This window comes from Stenotrophomonas sp. 116085_Sma, assembly GCF_056479585.1.
In genome coordinates, this window is sequence record NZ_CM151057.1 from 4,810,535 (window position 1) to 4,826,524 (window position 15,990).

The following is a 15,990-nucleotide window of genomic DNA, read 5'->3' on the forward strand; positions in this document are numbered from 1 at the left end:
TGACCCCCGCTCTGCACAGGAAGCTCCAATGAGTTACGACATGATGGTGTTCGAGGCCAGCGCGGCCCCACGCGAGGCGGCAGCCTTCATCGCCTGGTTCGAGAAGCAGACGCAGTGGAACGAGCGCCACGAGTACGACGACCCGGCAGTCAGCAGCGCGGCGCTGCAGGCGTGGTTCGCGGAGATGGCGCAGGAATTTCCGCCGCTGGACGGACCACTCAGCAACGACGATGACGATCGTGACGAAGTGACCGAGTACAGCATCGGCCGGCAGGTGATCTACGGTGCGTTCGCCTACTCGGTGGCCGAGCGCGCGCACGGCCGTGTGCAGGACCTGGCCGAGAAGCACGGCGTGGGGTTCTTCGATGTGAGTGCCGATGAAGCCGCGATCGTGTTCCCGGATGGCCTGGTGCTGATTGCTGAATGACGGGGGGCGGCAGGGCTGCGCCCTGCACCTGCCGAATCAACGTCAACGTCAGCGGCAAAAGCCTGCATTCCGTGGGTTGGCGGGGTGGGTCCGGTTGCGGGGGACGCTGCAAGTACGTCCCTGTAAGCTCGGTCGCCGCTTGCTCGTGTGCGCTGTCCTGCGCACACGGCAAGACCGGGGTTGGGCGTCCTGCCCAACCCGCCCGAGGCATGCCTCGGGCCCATGCGGCTCACGCCCCCGCAACCGGACCCACCCCGCCTTCGACAGTTTCCCGCGATCTGTCGGAATGACATGGCTTGCTTCTGGTGGGTGTCGACCTTGGTCGACACGGTAGATCCACGCCATGCGTGGATGATCTCCAAAATGATCGAAGTACGCTTTTGTAGAGTCGAGCCATGCTCGACTGACGCGAGACGATCGTGGAGGCAGCGTTCCCGTTCACCGGCGGAAACACTAGTTGTCTCGTGTTACCTCTGCGAAGAAGATATTGACTGCCTGGTCCATCTCATCGGACATAATCTCGGTATGCAGTCTGGCCATTGGGGTGTGGCCGTGCGCGATAGCAATGGCTGCAAAGAGTGCTGAGGTTTTCCAAGCCTCCTGCGGCGTCGCGACAAGCATTGCCGCGTGTTTACCCATGCGCTGAATGGCCTGCGAATACTCCGGCTCCAATCCAGCAGGAAGTTCAATGCCTCGGTGGCATCGCAACGTTTCTATCGATTGTGCAAGGGAAATGAACTGCCAATCGTCTGAGTCAGCGTCAACTGGCAATGCGTTGACAATATGCGGCACAGCCGCAAACGAAGCGCTGTAGACATCCCCTTGATGGCACAAGCTGCTCCACAATTCTTCCCAGGTGTCTTCAATCGGATCGTCTTCCGATCTTTCACGCTTCGGAATACTCAGATTGGCGAGCAGCTCCGGGATGTCATCCGCAGCCCCGTAGGCATGCTGGAGTTCGGCCCAGCGGTGGTCATCCAGAGCGATAAGCGCCATGTGCCGGTTCCTGTATCGTGGGGTAGCAACGCAGGATAGGTAGCGCCGGCGGCGTCATCAAAGGGCAAATGCGACATCGGGGCGACGGGGTCAGAGCCCGTTCCCGGTGGGAACGGGATCCGACCCGGCGTCAGAACAACGTGCCCTGCACCGTGGGCTGTTCGACGCGCGGCGGTGCTTCGGCCACGTCTTCCGCACCCAGCCGCCAGGCCAACCCACCCAGCCGGCTGGCGTGGCGCTTCAACGCCGCCTGCAGCACCTCTGCGTTGCCTGCTACGTGAAGGCGCTGGCGCGCACGGGTCAGGCCGGTGTAGACCAGTTCGCGCGACAGCACGCGGCTGTCCTGGCGTGGCAGCTGCAACCACACTTCATCGAACTCCGAACCCTGCGCCTTGTGCACCGTCATCGCGAACGCGCTTTCGTGCGCGGGTAGTGCCGCCGAGTGGAACGCGCGCGGCTGGTCGATGGTGTCGCCAGGGAACCAGGCCACCATCGCGCCGCGGCCATCGCGCAGGCAGATACCGATATCGCCGTTGAACAGGCGGTGCCGGTAGCTGTTCTCGGTGACCAGCAGCAGGCGGCCCTGGAAGTAGCCCGGGGTGTTGCCGGCCAGCAGCTGTTCGATGCGGCTGTTGAGCCCGCGCGCGCCCTGCGGGCCTTCGCGCAGTGCCGTCAGCACGCGCAGGCGGCCGGCCTGCTGCAGGGCAAGCACCGGATCGGCCGCGTCGGCCAGTGCGCGCCAATGGCCCAGCAGATGCTCACGCTGGCCACGCAATGGGTCGGCCTCACCTTCGTGGAAATGCACGCCCGCCAATGCACCGCCGCGCAGCAGCTGCAGCGCGGTACCGCTGTCGCCCTCGCGCACGGCGTGCGCCAATGGTGCCAGGTCCAGCGCATCACTCTGCCGGTAACCGCGTTGCAGCTGCACACGGCGCCCGGCGAAGGCGCGTGGCGCGGCCTGCGGCTGCAAGGTGGCCGGTGCCAGCAGGCGGTGCAGCGCCTGTGCGTCGTCGGCACGGGTACCGATGCCATCGCCGCTGGCGCGCAGGATCGCGCTGAGCACATCACCGGCCTCGACCGACGGCAGCTGGTCGGGATCGCCGAGCAGGATCAGGCGGGTACCGCCGGCGATCGCGTCAACCAGCTTGGCCATCATCGGCAGATCGATCATCGAGGCTTCGTCGACCACCACCACGTCCACCGGCAGCGGATTATCAGCGTGGTGGCGGAAGCGCGGTGAATCGGGAATCACCCCGAGCAGGCGATGCAGGGTGGTGCCGGTACTGGGCAATGCCGCGCACAGCGTCGGGTCCAGTCCTTGTTCCTGCAGGCGTTGCACGGCTACGCGCAGGCTCTCGGCCATGCGCTCGGCAGCGCGCCCGGTCGGCGCGGCCAAGGCCACCTCGGGCAGCGGCTGGCCGGCGTGCCGGGCCTGCGCGGCCAGAAGCAGCAACAGGCGCGCGATGGTCGTGGTCTTGCCGGTGCCGGGGCCGCCGGTGACCAGCGCCAACGGATGGCGCAGCGTCACGCCGGCGGCGCGTGCCTGGTGATCCTCGCTGCCCAATGCCTGCGGAAACAGCTGCGCGAAAAGCGGCGCCAATGCAGACATATCCGGCGCTGGCAGCGGATGCCGGCCGATGCGCTGCAGCCCAGCCGCCAACTGACGCTCGTACTCGCGGTAGCGGCGCAGGTAGAGCAGGCCGTTCTCCAGCACCAGCGGCGCATCCTCGGCGATGGCGTCGGGCTGCTCGGGTGTCGCTACCCAGGGCGATGCGCGCAGCTGCGCCAGCCAGTCCTGCGCGGCAGGCCACTCGGGCACGCCTTCCAGCAACCGCTGCGGTTGTGCCGGATCAAAGCCGGCGTGGCCCTGCGACACTGCCAGCGAGGCCAGCGCCGCCGCCAGCGCCACGCTCTCGGGCGTGTCGTCGCGCAGCCGCATCAGGCTGGTCGCCAACACATGGTCGAGGGTGCGCAGCTGGCCTTTCTTGTGCAGTTCCTTCAACAGGCTCATGCGCTGGCTCCACGCGCACGCGCCGCCAGTTCGGCCTGGGCCTGCTCGCCACCGGCGAACAGCGCGTCCAGTGCATCCACCAGCGCCAGCGGGAAGCGGTCCACATGCACGCCGTTGCCAGCGCCATCCAGCCCGCGGCAGAACAGGTAGCGGATGCCACCCATGTCGCGCTCGTAGTCGTAGGCTGCCCCCAGGCGGAAGCGCAGCCAGCGATGCAGGGCCACGGTGTAGATCAGTGCCTGCAGGTCATATTCGCTGTGGCGCATGGCGATGGCCAGCAGGTCCGGGCTGTAGCCGGGCAGGCGGTTGGACTTGTAGTCGAGCACGTACCAGCGCCCATCGCGCACGTAGGTCAGGTCGATCATGCCGGTCATCAGGCCTTCCAACCGGCGGCGCTGGCCGAAGCCTCGGCGACTGCTGGAAACGCCATGCGCGTGCAGTACCTGCAGCAGCGCCGGCACGGTGGTCGGTTCGATGGCGAAGTGGAAGTCGATTTCCGCGCGGCGCTCGCCCTCGGCCAGGCTGCACAGGGCGCCGCCTTCGGGCAGCGGTACGGTCAGCGTGTGGCCAACCAACGGCACCAGCACCGCCACGCCATCGTCCAGATCGACATCGGCATAGCCTTCGTCGTGCAGCGCCTTGCGCAGCACCTCGGCTTGCCCCTCGGGCGCTTCCAGACCCGGTTGCCAATCCGCCCATGCAGCGAAGTCGACGTTCTCCATCGCCTCATGCAGCACGTTGCCGAAGCGGCTGCCCATGAAACGCGGATCAAGCGGCGCGCTGTCTGCGGCGGCCGCGGCGGGTTCCGGCAGGGCCGGTTCCAGCGGCAGTTCCGGGCCAGCCGGTTCGTCGGCCGCCGGTGCTGGCAGTTCGGTGGCGGCCGCTTCGATATCGTCGCCGGCGCCAGCATCGGCATGGGCCAGCTGGGTGAAGCTGTACACCCACCAGTCATGCGGCACGCGCCGGGTCAGCGCACGCACGGCCGGCAGGTCACCTTCCACTTCGGCCGCCAGCTGCGGCAGCGCGGCCGGCGCCTCGCTGTCGTCGACATACACATCAGCATGTGTGCGCAGCACCTGCAGGTCACCCAGCAGCGGCGCCAGCCGCGTCCTGCCGAGCCCAGCCAGATCGCCCACGGCGATCCACAGCGCGTGCTCGGCACGGGTCAGGCCCACATACAACAGGCGTGCATCTTCGGCACGCTGCTCGCGTTCGCGCTGCGCGGTGGCCGCTTCCCAGGCCTCGTCCTTGTCGAGCTTCCAGTGCAGCTGGCGCTGGCCGCCCACATGCACCGTGCAGTGCGACGCGGTGTTCGGCGCCCCGCCGTCGATGCCGATGAAGGGCAGGAACACCAGCGGATACTCCAGGCCCTTGCTCTTGTGCAGGGTGATGATCTGCACACGACGCGCGTCCGATTCCAGGCGCAGCAGCTGCTGCTCGTCATCCTGGTCGGCATTGGCCATCTGTCCCTGCAGCCAGTCCAGCAGGCCATGCATGCCCAGCGCCTGCGCGGAGGCTTCCTGCAGTAGTTCGCCCAACTGCAGGTAGTTGGTCAGGCGGCGCTCGCCATCGATCAGCGCCAGCAGGCGCTCGCCTTGTGCAGCACAGACTTCGGCGATCACCGCGAACGGGCCACCACGCTGCCAGCGTTCGCGCCAGTGCAGCAGCTGTGCCTGGAACCCGCGTTGCAGGTCGCCCTCGCGTTCCATCGCAGCGATCGCGCTGGCCTGCTGGCCGAGCAGTACGGTGGCCAGTGCCGCACGCAGGCGGCCTTCATCGGCCGGTTGCAGCAGGGCCAGCAGCAGCGCACGAAGATCGCGCGCTTCAGGGGTGGCAAACAGGCTCTGCTTGCCGGCCGCCACCGCCGGAATGCCCACCGCGGCCAGCGCGCGCTGTACCAGGGTGGCCTCGCGATGCGAACGCACCAGCACCGCGATGTCGCCCGGCTGCACCGGTCGCCCACGCAGCACGGCGTTGCCGGCACGCGCAGCAACCAGGGTCTGGTGGATCGCTGCCACACAGGCCTGGGTGGCGGCATCGCGCGAGGCATCGGCGCTCATCGCCTTGTCGCCGCCACTGCGCAGCACGCGCAGGGTCAGCGCGACGGCGGCACGACCATCGCGCAGGTAATCCTCGTCAACCCGCACGCCGCCGGGCCGCACCGGCTCGAACTGGATGTCGCGTTCGAGGAAAGCGTCTTCGCCGCCGTTGTCATACAACGCCTGCAGCGCACGCAGCACGGCCGGTCGCGAGCGGAAGTTCTGGTCCAGCACCGGTGCCTTCTGCGCCACCTGCTTGGCCTTCAGGTAGGTGTGGATATCACCGCCGCGGAAGCCATAGATCGCCTGCTTGGGGTCACCGATCAGGAACAGCGCCGGCGCCAGGCCGAGTTCGCGCACCTCCGGCGAATCGCCGAACACGGTGTGGAAGATGCCCCACTGGCGGTCGTCGGTATCCTGGAACTCATCGACCAGCGCGATGCGGTACTGCGCGCGCAGCTGCTTCACCAGTGCCAGCCGCTGCGGGCCTTCCAGCGCCAACGCCACGCCATCGATCAGATCGTCGTAGGTCTGCACCCGGCGAGTGCGCTTCAGTGCCAGCAGCCGCTGCGTGGCGTCGGCGCGAAGCGCGTGCAGGAAATTCAACGCGGTGGCACGCAGCCAGGCATCACGTTCGGCCAGCAACGCGACATAGCGCGCCAACGGCGCCTGCAACGGCGACGATGGCGTGCGCTCGGCGAACTTCTTGTTGGTCTTGGCGGCCAGTGCCTCGGGCAGCAGCGCTGGCAGGCGCTCATTGGCCAGCAGCTCGCGCGGGTCGGCGCGCTCGGCCCAGGCCAGCAGCTGCCGGCCCAGCGGGTGCAGCCACCCCAGCTTGTAGGACACGCCGTTGATCCACTTGTTGTCGACCGCATCGCAGAGGTCGATGAAGAACTGCTCGCCATGCGCGCGCACGCTTGCGGACAGTGCTTCCGCCGCGCTCTGCAGGGCCGGATGCGGATCGGCCAACGCCACCGGCTGCGGCAACGGATGCAGCGGCGGTGCGGCCAGCAGCGCGCGCAGATCGGCGGCCAGCGCGTCCGGGGTGGACCACAGCCAGGTCAGCGGTTCCAGCGTGGCCGGGTCGTTGGCATGCACACGCCACAGGTCGGCCGCCAGCTCCTCCAGCAGCTCACGGTCACTGGCCAGCAGTTCCGGCGGGTCGAAGGTGTGGCCGCTCTCCAGCGCATGCTCGCGCAGCACGCGGGTGCAGAAGCCGTGGATGGTGAAGATGGAGGCCAGGTCGATCTCGTCCGCGGCCACCTGCAGGCGCCGCTTCAGTGCGGTGGCACTCTCGGAGCCGCCCTGCAGGTGGCGCTGCAGGACTTCGCGGGTCAGGCATACATCCGGCGCTTCACCCTCGGCCGGTTCCAGATCGACCAGGCGTGCCGCCAGCGCCAGGCGCTCGCGGATGCGCTTGCGCAGTTCCTGGGTGGCAGCGTCGGTGAAGGTCACTGCCAGGATCTGGCCGATGCGCAGGCCCTGCTCCACCACCAGGCGGGTGAACAGCGTGGCCAGGGTGAAGGTCTTGCCGGTGCCGGCGCTGGCTTCGATCAGTCGAATGCCATCCAGCGGCAGGGCCAGGTAGGGATCGCGGCTGAGGAGCTCGATGCCGTCCCCGATGACCACGGTGCTCATGCGCTGCCCTCCTGGCGTGATTCCGTGCCGAGGGTGCGGCCTTCGCGCACCGCGCTGAAGACCACCTGGCTGTTGCGCAGCAGGTCGGCATAGCTGGCATCGGTGGCGAATGGGTCGGCACCGCGCAGCAGCAGCTGCCAGGCGTCGCTGCTGGATTCACCCCAGGTGCGGTCGCTGCCGTGCCACTGCTTCCAGCCTTCGCTGCGCTGTTTTTCTGCCGGCGCGTTGTACAGCACCCAGCCGGTGTACGGGGCAAAGCGCAGCGGCTCACGCAGGCCACGCTGGCGCAGCTGCAGCAGTGCACGCAGCGCCGCGCGTGCGGCGGGAACGCTCAGCGCCGGTACGACATGCGGGCCCGGCCCGGCATCGCCGCCATCATGGAACTGCACCAGCGGCAAGGCATCACCGGCGGCATTGGCCAGCAGCCAGTCCAGGCCATGGCGGATCACCGCGTTGCCGTTGAGGGTGCCGGCGCGCAGGCGCACCAGGCCCTCGGGATGCCGATCGGCCACGCGGCCGTGCAGGCGCACCCCGTCGATTTCCACTTCGTAGCGACGGCTTTCCAGTGGTTCGCCCTGCATCCAGCCCAGCAGCGCACTGGCATACGGGCGGGTTTTCAGCTGCTCCACCTCGAACTGGCGCTCGCCCAATGGACCCGACGGCAGCAGTCCACGCGCGCGCAGGCGCGGGTACAACGGCTCGGTATCGCCGCTGAGCGTGGCACGTACCACCGCCGCCTGCACGCTGCGCTTCTCCGGCCCCCGCGAAGACAGCACCAGCGGTTCCAGGTCATCCACCTCCTCGACCTCGTCAGCCAGGCGCAGGCCCAGTGACTGTGCGAGAAACTGCCCGGCCGGGTCGCACAGGAAGCGACGCAGGGTATCGAGCGAGACCTCCTCTTCCACCGCATCGTCGAGCGGCGGTGGCAACGGTGCATCGAACCACGGCTGCAGGCCTCCACGCTGGCCGGTGAGGCGACCGGCAGCGGGATGCCACTGGCGGCGATAGCTGAAGCGGCGCGGGTCGCCATCGCCGAACGCGCCTGGCGAAAACGGCTGCAGTGCGTGGCGCACGGTGAAGTCGCGGGTGGCCACAGCCGGATCGAGGTGATACGCCGCAGCCGCATCGATCAGTTCGCTGACCAGCACCGACGGCTCACGCACGCTGCCATCGCGCGGATCAGCACCGAGGTAGCTGAGATAGAACACCTCCTGCGCGGCGGCGAACAGCTGCAGGAACAGGAAGCGATCGTCCTCGCGGGTGGAGCGGTCGCCCGGCCGGCGGCGCGGCGTATCCAGCTCCGCAGTGAGCTGGTTGAGACCGGCGGCCGGGTCACGGCGCGGGAAATCGCCATCGTTGAGGCCCAGCACGCAGATCACCCGGAACGGCAGCAGGCGCATCGGCACCATGCGGCCGAAGCTGATGCCACCGGTCAGCAGCGGTGCGCGCGTATCGGCCTCGCCCAGCGCGCCGGCGAAGTGCGAACGCACCACCTCCGGCGGCACGCCGTCTTCGAAACCGGCCTTGGCGGCGTCTTCAGCGAACTGGTTGAGCAGCTTGCGCAGGCGCTCAAGGGCACGCTGGCTGTTGGGCGAGCTGGGCGCGGTTGGCAGCAGTGCATCCAGCAGCGACAGCAGGCGCTGCCGCCACTGCGCGGGCGTCAGCAGTTCGCCGAGGCGTCGCTGATACACCGCCAGCACACGCAGCAGGCGCAGCAGACGGTCCAAGGCGTCCAACGCGCCGCCTTCCAGTTCGATCCACGGCGCCACGCCGGCCAGATCGGCCTCGCTGCCGGTGGCATGGCCGAGTACCAGGCGATCCAGTGCGAACTGCCAGGTATAGGCATCGTCGGCTGGCGCCTGATGCTGGTTGCGGTGCTTCGCATCCAGGCCCCAGCGCGCACCGGCCTGTTGCAGCCAGCCGTGCAGGCGGTCGAAGTCCACTGCTTCCAGCCCGGCCGCTTCGGCCAACGGCGCGCTGGCCAGCAGGTCCAGCACTTCGTTCAGGCCAAAACGCGAGACCGGCAGGCCCAGCAGGTGCACGAACACATCGGCCAGCGGCTCGCCGGCCAGCGGGCTGCTGTCGGCCAGCGCATACGGAATGTGCTCCTCGTCGCCCCCCCGGCCTCCGAATACCGCTTCCAGATACGGCACGTAGGGATCGATGTCCGGCGCCAGCACCGCGATCTCGCGTGCCTGCAGCGGTGGGTCGAAACGTGGGTCCTGCAGCAGGCTGCGCAGCTGGTCGTGCAGCACCTGCAGCTCGCGCAGGCGGGTATGGCAGGCATGCACCTGCAGGCTGGGATCGTCGCTGCGCAGAGCCTCGCGCAGCGCGCCCGAGGGCAGCGCACGGCGGTGGAACAGATCGCGCTGGAGGCGATGCAGCAGGCTGTCGGACAGTCCACCTTCGTCCAGGGTTGGCCGGGTGTCTTCCTCCGGATCGGAATAGGCGGCGATCTCGCCGGCCGGGTGCACCACCTCGTAGCTGCCCAGCACCGCCATGAAATCGCGGCCGGCCGCCCCCCAGGCTTCCAACAGGCGGTTCTCGCCGGCGGCCTCGCCGAACGGGTCCGGTGCGCCGCTGCGCAATCGCTCGGCCAGCGTCTGCAGGTCGCCCCAGTACGACTGCACCGGGGTGGGCATGTAGAAGTGCAGTTCGCCCACCCGCGCCTGGGTGGCCATCACCCGCAGCACATCGGGCGAGATGTTGAGCGTCGCGAACGCAGACATGCGCGGCGGCAGCCCCTGCGGCAGCGGCTTGCCGGCGCCTTCGAAGCGGTCCAGGTACTCCTGGATGCGACGTGCACGGTAATCATGACCGTGGGTGATGGTGCGCCACAGGATCGCCTGCGGGTCGGCCGGATCGGCACCGGCTGCCCAGCGCAGCAGCCAGTCGCGGCGCCACGCCTGGTACTTCTCGAATACCGAGGCCAGCTCGCCCGCCAGCGCCCATGGCTTCAATGCGTCACCGCCGGCAAGATAGGACCGCAGCGCGCGCATCGGTGGCTGCGCCAGCAACGCCGGGTCGCGCAGCGCCTGGTACAGCTTCCAGTGCAGGCCGGCCGCGTCCAGGTCGTCCTGCTCGCCGCTGACATTGGCCTTCAGCGCGCGGGCCACGAACTCGCCCGGGGTGAGGAATTCGAGGTTGGCAGCGACACCGAATTCGGCGGCCAGTGTCGCTTGCAGCCAGCGGCGCATCGCGACCTGCGGGATCAGCACCACTTCCGGCGCCAGCAACGGCTGGCTCGGCACCGGCGCGCGCACGTTGCGCGCCAGCAGCGCGGCCAGCACGTCCAGGGAATTGGAATGGTAGAGGCGGAAATCGCTGCCTGGGTCACTCATCATGCACAGTGTGCAGGACGGCAGGCAGTATTCAATGGTCGGCCCATCGACGGTACGGATTGTTCCGGGCTGCCGGCCGATTGTCCCGGCCTGCGCCAAGCCCTGCCGTGCAACAATACTGGACCGTCCAGTCTGCTTATGTTCAGCCGGCTGGCCCGATCCTTCGATGTCTAAAAAACGTTAATGGTGCCCATGTCGGCTTCCGCCTCCAGTCTGGTGCAGTTGTCCAACGTCCGCATCGACCGGAGCGGACGCACGATCCTGCGCGACGTGTCGCTGCAGGTGCCCAAGGGCAGCATCACTGCCGTGCTCGGCCCGTCCGGCAGTGGCAAGTCGACCCTGCTGGCGGCACTGACCGGCGAGCTGCGACCGGTCGCCGGTGAGGTCACCCTGTTCGGCAAGCCGATCCCGCACGACAGCAGCGCGCTGCTGGAGATGCGCAAGAGCGTGGGCGTGCTGCTGCAGGGCAATGGCCTGCTGACCGACCTCACCGTGGCCGAAAACGTCGCACTGCCGCTGCGCACGCATACCCGCCTGCCGGCCGCCGTGCTGCGCCGGCTGGTGGAGATGAAGCTGCATGCGGTGGGCCTGCTGGCCGCCGCCGATGCGTGGCCGCGCGAACTGTCCGGCGGCATGGCACGCCGCGTGGCGCTGGCCCGTGCGCTGGCGCTGGACCCGCCGCTGATGATCTACGACGAGCCGCTGACCGGGCTGGACCCGATCGCCTCCGGGGTGATCATGAGCCTGATCCAGCGCCTCAACCACAGCCTGGGCCTGACCAGCATCATCGTCAGCCATCACGTGCACGAGACCCTGCCGATCTGCGACCAGGTGATCGCCATCGCCAATGGCGGCATCGTGTTCCAGGGATCGCCCGAGGCACTGGAGTCCAGCCAGGATCCGCTGCTGCGGCAGTTCCTGCATGGCCAGCCCGATGGCCCCATCCCGTTCGATGCCGCGCCGCGCGCGAGGGTTGCCTGATGCCGTTCGTTCAAGCCACCCGTTCGCTGGGCCGCGCCGGCCTGTTCTCGCTGACCGTGCTGCGCGGTTCGCTGCCGACCCGTGACTTCCTGGCCGAACTGACCCGCGAGATCTACAAGATCGGCGCGCGCTCGCTGCCCATCATCGCCGTCGGTGGCGCCTTCGTCGGCCTGGTGCTGACCCTGCAGGGCTACCGCACGCTGACCACCTTTGGCGCGGCCGACGCGCTGTCGACCCTGCTCGGCCTGTCGCTGTACCGCGAGCTGGCGCCGGTGCTGACCGCGCTGCTGTTCATCGGCCGCGCCGGCAGTTCGATCGCCGCCGAGCTGGGCCTGATGCGCGCCACCGACCAGATCAAGGCGCTGGAGCTGATGGCCATCGACCCGGTGGCCAAGGCCGTGGCACCACGCTTCTGGGCGGCGGTGCTGACCGTGCCGCTGCTGACCGGCATCTTCTGCTCGCTGGCGATCAGTGCCAGCTACTTCGAGGCCGTGCACGTGCTGGGCCTGGACAATGGCGTGTTCTGGTCGGCGCTGCGCAACAGCGTCGATTTCTGGGATGACTTCGGCGTGGCGATGCTGAAGTCGGCGATCTTCGGCGGCACCGCCGCCCTGGTCGCCGCCTACGTTGGCTTCCACGCCGAGCCGACCATCGAGGGCACCTCGGTGGCGACCACCCGTGCGGTGGTCAACGCCTCGCTGCTGGTGCTGATGTTCAACTTCGTGCTGTCGGCAATGTTGTTCACCTAACCCCTCCACCGGCGGTGCGCTGGCGCGCGCGGCCACCACGACTTGATCAGGTAATCCACATGGCCATCCGCGGTCCCAGACTCGAATTCTCCGTCGGCGCTTTCCTGCTGCTGGCCCTGGCCTCGCTGATGGTGCTGGCCGTGGCTTCGACCAACCAGCGCTGGAGCTGGGGCAGCCAGGGCTACGAACTGAAGGCGCGCTTCTCCCAGGTCGGCCAGCTGCGCAAGCAGGCGCCGGTGAAGATCGGCGGCGTCACCGTCGGCCAGGTCGCCTCGATCGACCTGGACCCGGTGAAGTTCGAGTCCATCGTGACCCTGCGCATGGACAGCAAGGTCAAGGACCTGCCGGCGGATACCTCGGCCGGCATCTTCACCAGTGGTTTGCTCGGCGAGAGCTATATCGGTCTGCAGCCGGGCGGTGATCCGGACGTGCTGAAGGCCGGCGACGAGATTGTCTTCACCCAGCCGGCGGTTGACCTGATCCAGCTGGTCGGCAAGTACATGTTCAGTGGTGGTGCCGGTGGCGGCGCTGCTCAGAAGCCCAACGATGGCGCGCAGGCGCCTGCAACGGAACCGCAACCATGAAGATGAAACTGATCCCGGCCCTGCTCGCCTCGGCGCTGCTGGCGGCTACTCCGTTCCTCGCCCAGGCCCAGGCCGCCGCTCCCGCCGCTGCCGCGACGCAGGGCCAGGCCGGCAAGGTGGTGATCGATGCCAGCACGCGCATCCTCACCACCCTGCAGCAGCGCAGGAGCGAGTTCGGCAGCAACCCGGCCAGCCTGCGCAACTACATCGACAGCGAACTGAACCGCACCTTCGACCGCGACTATGCCGCGCGCCTGGTGCTGGGCCCGCACGCACGCGGTGCCTCGGATGCCGACATCAAGCTGTTCGCCGATGCCATGGCCGACAGCCTGATGCAGCGCTATGGTTCGACCCTGCTCAACATCCAGGGCAAGCCGAGCTTCCGCCTGAAGGGTGAAAGCCCGCTGCCGGGCAACCGCGGCGTGCGCGTGAGCACCGAGCTGGTGCGTGCCGGCAGCGAGCCGACCCCGGTCGAGTACTGGATGCGCAACGTGAACGGCCAGTGGAAGATCTTCGACGTCAACATCGAAGGCATCTCCTACGTGCAGACGTTCCGCAACCAGTTCGACACCCCGCTGCGCCAGAAGGGCATCAAGCAGGTGGCCAGCGAACTGCACAGCGGCAGCATGCAGGCCGGGCCCGCGGGCAATGGCAAGTAACCCACTGGCACTGCTGGAAGGCGACACCCTGCGCCTGCGCGGGGTGCTCGACCGCGCCGCGGTGATCGCGCTGTGGCCGCAGCTGCAGGCCCTGCCGGCAAAGCTGGCACGGCTTGAGCTGAGCGAGGTCGAACGCGTGGACAGCGCCGGCCTGGCCCTGCTGGCCGAGCTCGCGGCACGTGCGCGCAAGGCCGGCCACCCGCTGGTGATCACCGGCGCGCCGGCTGGCTACAACGAATTGAGCGCGGCCTATCGGCTGTCGCCCAACCTGGATTTCAACGCTACTTCTGCTGCGAGCTGACATGAACGTCGTGCGCACCCTCCCCCTGATCGTCCTGGCCACCGCCCTCACCGCCTGTGCCGGCAAGCCCGCGCGCAGCGATGCACCCGCGGCCAGCACCCTGGTTCCGGCCAGTACCACCACCTCGCCTACTGCCGCAGCCACCGATGCAGGCACGGCTGACGCTGCACCGGTCGCACCCGTGGCCAATCCGCCGGCTGCTGTCGCATCGTCGCCGGCTGCGCCGACCGACAGCGGCGACAGCAGTGCAGCGAAGACCGCCACAGCCGCCACGCCCGGTGGCGATGACGACTTCGATGCCCTCTATGGCGGTGCCGGCAACACCACCAATGCGGCGGCCTACGACCCGTGGGAACCGTTCAACCGCAAGGTGCACAAGTTCAACAACGCGGTCGACCGCGGCGTCGCGCGTCCGCTGGCCACCGCCTATACCCACGTGGTGCCGCGCTTCGCCCGCACCGGCGTCAGCAACTTCTTCAGCAACCTGCGCGCGCCGGTGACCATCACCAACCAGCTGCTGCAGGGCCGTGGTGCCGATGCCTGGGACAGCCTGGGCCGCTTCCTGATGAACAGCACGCTGGGCATTGGCGGCCTGTTCGATCCGGCCAGCAAGGCGATGGTGCCGCGTCGCAATGAAGACTTCGGCCAGACCCTGGGCGTGTGGGGCTGGCGTCGCTCGCGCTACGTGGAACTGCCGTTCTTCGGCCCGCGTACCGTGCGCGATGTGTTCGGCCTAGCCGGCGACATCCCGCTGTCACCGATCCGCCGCATCGAGGAAGACAAGGTCCGCATCGGCCTGCAGGGCCTGCAGCTGGTGGATACCCGCGCGCAGCTGCTGGCGATCGACGACCTGCGCGACACCGCAGTGGACGAGTACTCGCTGGTGCGCGATGCGTGGATGCAGCGCCGCAACTACCAGATCGAGAACGATCTGCGCAGCAAGCGCGAGCGTGGCCACGACGATGCCAATTCGCCGATTCCGGTCGATGCGATGCCGATGCCGCAGTGGACCCACTGAGTCATTTCAGCGATGCATGAAAAACCCCGCCTCGGCGGGGTTTTTCTTTGGCGCTGCGGGGTGGGTCGGAGCCCTTTCCCGTGGAAAGGGATCCGGCCCCGGCCGATCAGGCCGCCAGGGCGGCCTCGATGGCTTCGCGCAGGCGCGCGTCATCGGCCGCCACGTCCGGAGCAAAGCGCGCGAGGACCTTGCCGTCGCGGCCAACCAGGAACTTCTCGAAGTTCCACAGCACCGCCGGTGCTGCGTGGATCGGGATCTCCTTGCTGGCCAGGCGCTCGCGCAACGGGCCTTCACCGATCGACTGCGGCTGAGCGGCGATCAGCTGCTGGTACAGCGGGTGGGTGTCGTCACCGGCCACGCTGATCTTGGAGAACATCGGGAAGCTGACGTCGTAGGTGAGCTGGCAGAACTGCTGGATTTCCGCCTCGCTGCCCGGCTCCTGGCCGAGGAAGTTGTTGGCGGGGAAGCCCAGCACTTCCAGGCCCTGCGCGTGCTTTTCCGCATACAGCGCCTGCAGGCCTTCGTATTGCGGGGTCAGGCCGCACTTGGAGGCGACGTTGACCAGCAGCAGCACCTTGCCCTGGTAGTCGGCAAGCGAGGACGGCTGGCCGTCGATGGTGGTGAGGGAAATGTCCTGGATCGGGGTGCTCACGCGGGGGCTCCGGCTACGGCGGGGAATGGCCCACCAGCATAGCGCCGCGCACGCGGTTGTAGAGCCGGGCCCACGCTCGGCTGATGCCACAGCAGCCGAGCGTGGGCTCGGCTCTACAGGCAGGATTCAATCCACGCAGATCGTGCCCTGCGCCTTGCCGTCCTCGATGCGCTGGCGGCAGCCGAAGTTCTGGCTGGCATCGCGCTGGCAGGTACCGGTGGCGACGCTGCCAGCGGCCACCTCGCCGCTGGCCAGGCATTGGCCCGTGCAGTCGCTCTTGCGACTGCAGGCCTTGCCGGCATCGGCGTAGGGAATCACGCACTGCTCGCGCTGCAGCCGGCCCAGCCGCTGCAGGGTGCCACCGGCCGCCTGGCAGTCGACGTCGCGTGCCTCCTGGTAGGCCTCGGCGGCTTCGGGGCTGGCCGCAGTGCCGGTCTGCGCCGCCACGTCCACGGCCGGCGGCGCACTGCTGCAGGCGGCAAGCAGTGCGGTCAAGACAAGGCTGGAGCAGAGGCGCAGGCGCATGGCGGTACCTGATCGAAGCGGACAGGCCGCCAGCATACGCATCGGCGATGCAGGCGGCGTGTCAGCGTG

General features: G+C 68.3%; 13 protein-coding genes. 7 read left to right on the forward strand and 6 right to left on the reverse strand.

Annotation, left to right across the window (positions count from 1 at the left end):
• Window positions 1-28 precede the first annotated feature (28 nt).
• Window positions 29-427 carry a hypothetical protein gene (locus tag ACZK0Z_RS22200; RefSeq protein WP_197633478.1) on the forward strand — a complete coding sequence of 133 codons (399 nt, stop codon included), beginning with the start codon at window positions 29-31 and terminating at the stop codon, window positions 425-427.
• Between the two features lie 453 nt (window positions 428-880).
• Here the strand turns inward: ACZK0Z_RS22200 and ACZK0Z_RS22205 are convergent, their stop codons facing one another.
• The 4 genes from ACZK0Z_RS22205 to recC form a co-directional block, all read right to left on the reverse strand.
• Complete coding sequence (locus ACZK0Z_RS22205; RefSeq protein ID WP_197633477.1) at window positions 881-1,423, reverse strand: hypothetical protein; 543 nt, start codon at window positions 1,421-1,423, stop codon at window positions 881-883.
• 130 nt (window positions 1,424-1,553) lie between these two features.
• The gene (recD, locus tag ACZK0Z_RS22210) at window positions 1,554-3,434 is read right to left on the reverse strand and encodes an exodeoxyribonuclease V subunit alpha (RefSeq protein WP_197633475.1); all 1,881 of its coding nucleotides are present in this window, start codon (window positions 3,432-3,434) and stop codon (window positions 1,554-1,556) included.
• On the reverse strand, window positions 3,431-7,111 hold the full coding sequence (gene recB / locus ACZK0Z_RS22215) for an exodeoxyribonuclease V subunit beta (protein WP_197633473.1): 3,681 nt from the start codon (window positions 7,109-7,111) through the stop codon (window positions 3,431-3,433). The genes recD and recB overlap by 4 nt, the downstream gene beginning before the upstream one ends.
• Complete coding sequence (gene recC, locus ACZK0Z_RS22220; RefSeq protein ID WP_049429206.1) at window positions 7,108-10,455, reverse strand: exodeoxyribonuclease V subunit gamma; 3,348 nt, start codon at window positions 10,453-10,455, stop codon at window positions 7,108-7,110. Before recC ends, recB begins: the two co-directional genes overlap by 4 nt.
• Before the next feature lie 189 nt (window positions 10,456-10,644).
• Here recC and ACZK0Z_RS22225 point away from each other — a divergent pair, with 189 nt between their 5' ends.
• The 6 genes from ACZK0Z_RS22225 to ACZK0Z_RS22250 are packed head-to-tail and all read left to right on the forward strand — an operon-like array spanning window position 10,645 to window position 14,744.
• On the forward strand, window positions 10,645-11,433 hold the full coding sequence (locus ACZK0Z_RS22225; protein WP_049429226.1) for an ABC transporter ATP-binding protein: 789 nt from the start codon (window positions 10,645-10,647) through the stop codon (window positions 11,431-11,433).
• A complete protein-coding gene (locus ACZK0Z_RS22230; RefSeq protein ID WP_005414955.1) occupies window positions 11,433-12,182 on the forward strand; it encodes an MlaE family lipid ABC transporter permease subunit in 750 nt (249 codons plus the stop codon). The genes ACZK0Z_RS22225 and ACZK0Z_RS22230 overlap by 1 nt, the downstream gene beginning before the upstream one ends.
• A 59-nt stretch (window positions 12,183-12,241) precedes the next feature.
• Complete coding sequence (gene mlaD, locus ACZK0Z_RS22235; RefSeq protein ID WP_005411706.1) at window positions 12,242-12,766, forward strand: outer membrane lipid asymmetry maintenance protein MlaD; 525 nt, start codon at window positions 12,242-12,244, stop codon at window positions 12,764-12,766.
• On the forward strand, window positions 12,763-13,425 hold the full coding sequence (locus ACZK0Z_RS22240; RefSeq protein ID WP_049429205.1) for an MlaC/ttg2D family ABC transporter substrate-binding protein: 663 nt from the start codon (window positions 12,763-12,765) through the stop codon (window positions 13,423-13,425). The genes mlaD and ACZK0Z_RS22240 overlap by 4 nt, the downstream gene beginning before the upstream one ends.
• The gene (locus tag ACZK0Z_RS22245) at window positions 13,415-13,726 is read left to right on the forward strand and encodes an STAS domain-containing protein (protein ID WP_197633471.1); all 312 of its coding nucleotides are present in this window, start codon (window positions 13,415-13,417) and stop codon (window positions 13,724-13,726) included. Before ACZK0Z_RS22240 ends, ACZK0Z_RS22245 begins: the two co-directional genes overlap by 11 nt.
• 1 nt (window position 13,727) lies before the next feature.
• Window positions 13,728-14,744, forward strand: coding sequence for an MlaA family lipoprotein (locus ACZK0Z_RS22250; RefSeq protein WP_197633469.1), 1,017 nt, complete (start codon window positions 13,728-13,730; stop codon window positions 14,742-14,744).
• Between the two features lie 106 nt (window positions 14,745-14,850).
• Here the strand turns inward: ACZK0Z_RS22250 and ACZK0Z_RS22255 are convergent, their stop codons facing one another.
• Together ACZK0Z_RS22255 and ACZK0Z_RS22260 are read right to left on the reverse strand one after the other, a co-directional pair.
• Entirely contained in the window at window positions 14,851-15,396 is a 546-nt protein-coding gene (locus ACZK0Z_RS22255; RefSeq protein WP_049429202.1) for a glutathione peroxidase, read from the reverse strand.
• Window positions 15,397-15,522: 126 nt separating this feature from the next.
• Complete coding sequence (locus tag ACZK0Z_RS22260; protein WP_049429201.1) at window positions 15,523-15,921, reverse strand: hypothetical protein; 399 nt, start codon at window positions 15,919-15,921, stop codon at window positions 15,523-15,525.
• Window positions 15,922-15,990: the final 69 nt, after the last annotated feature.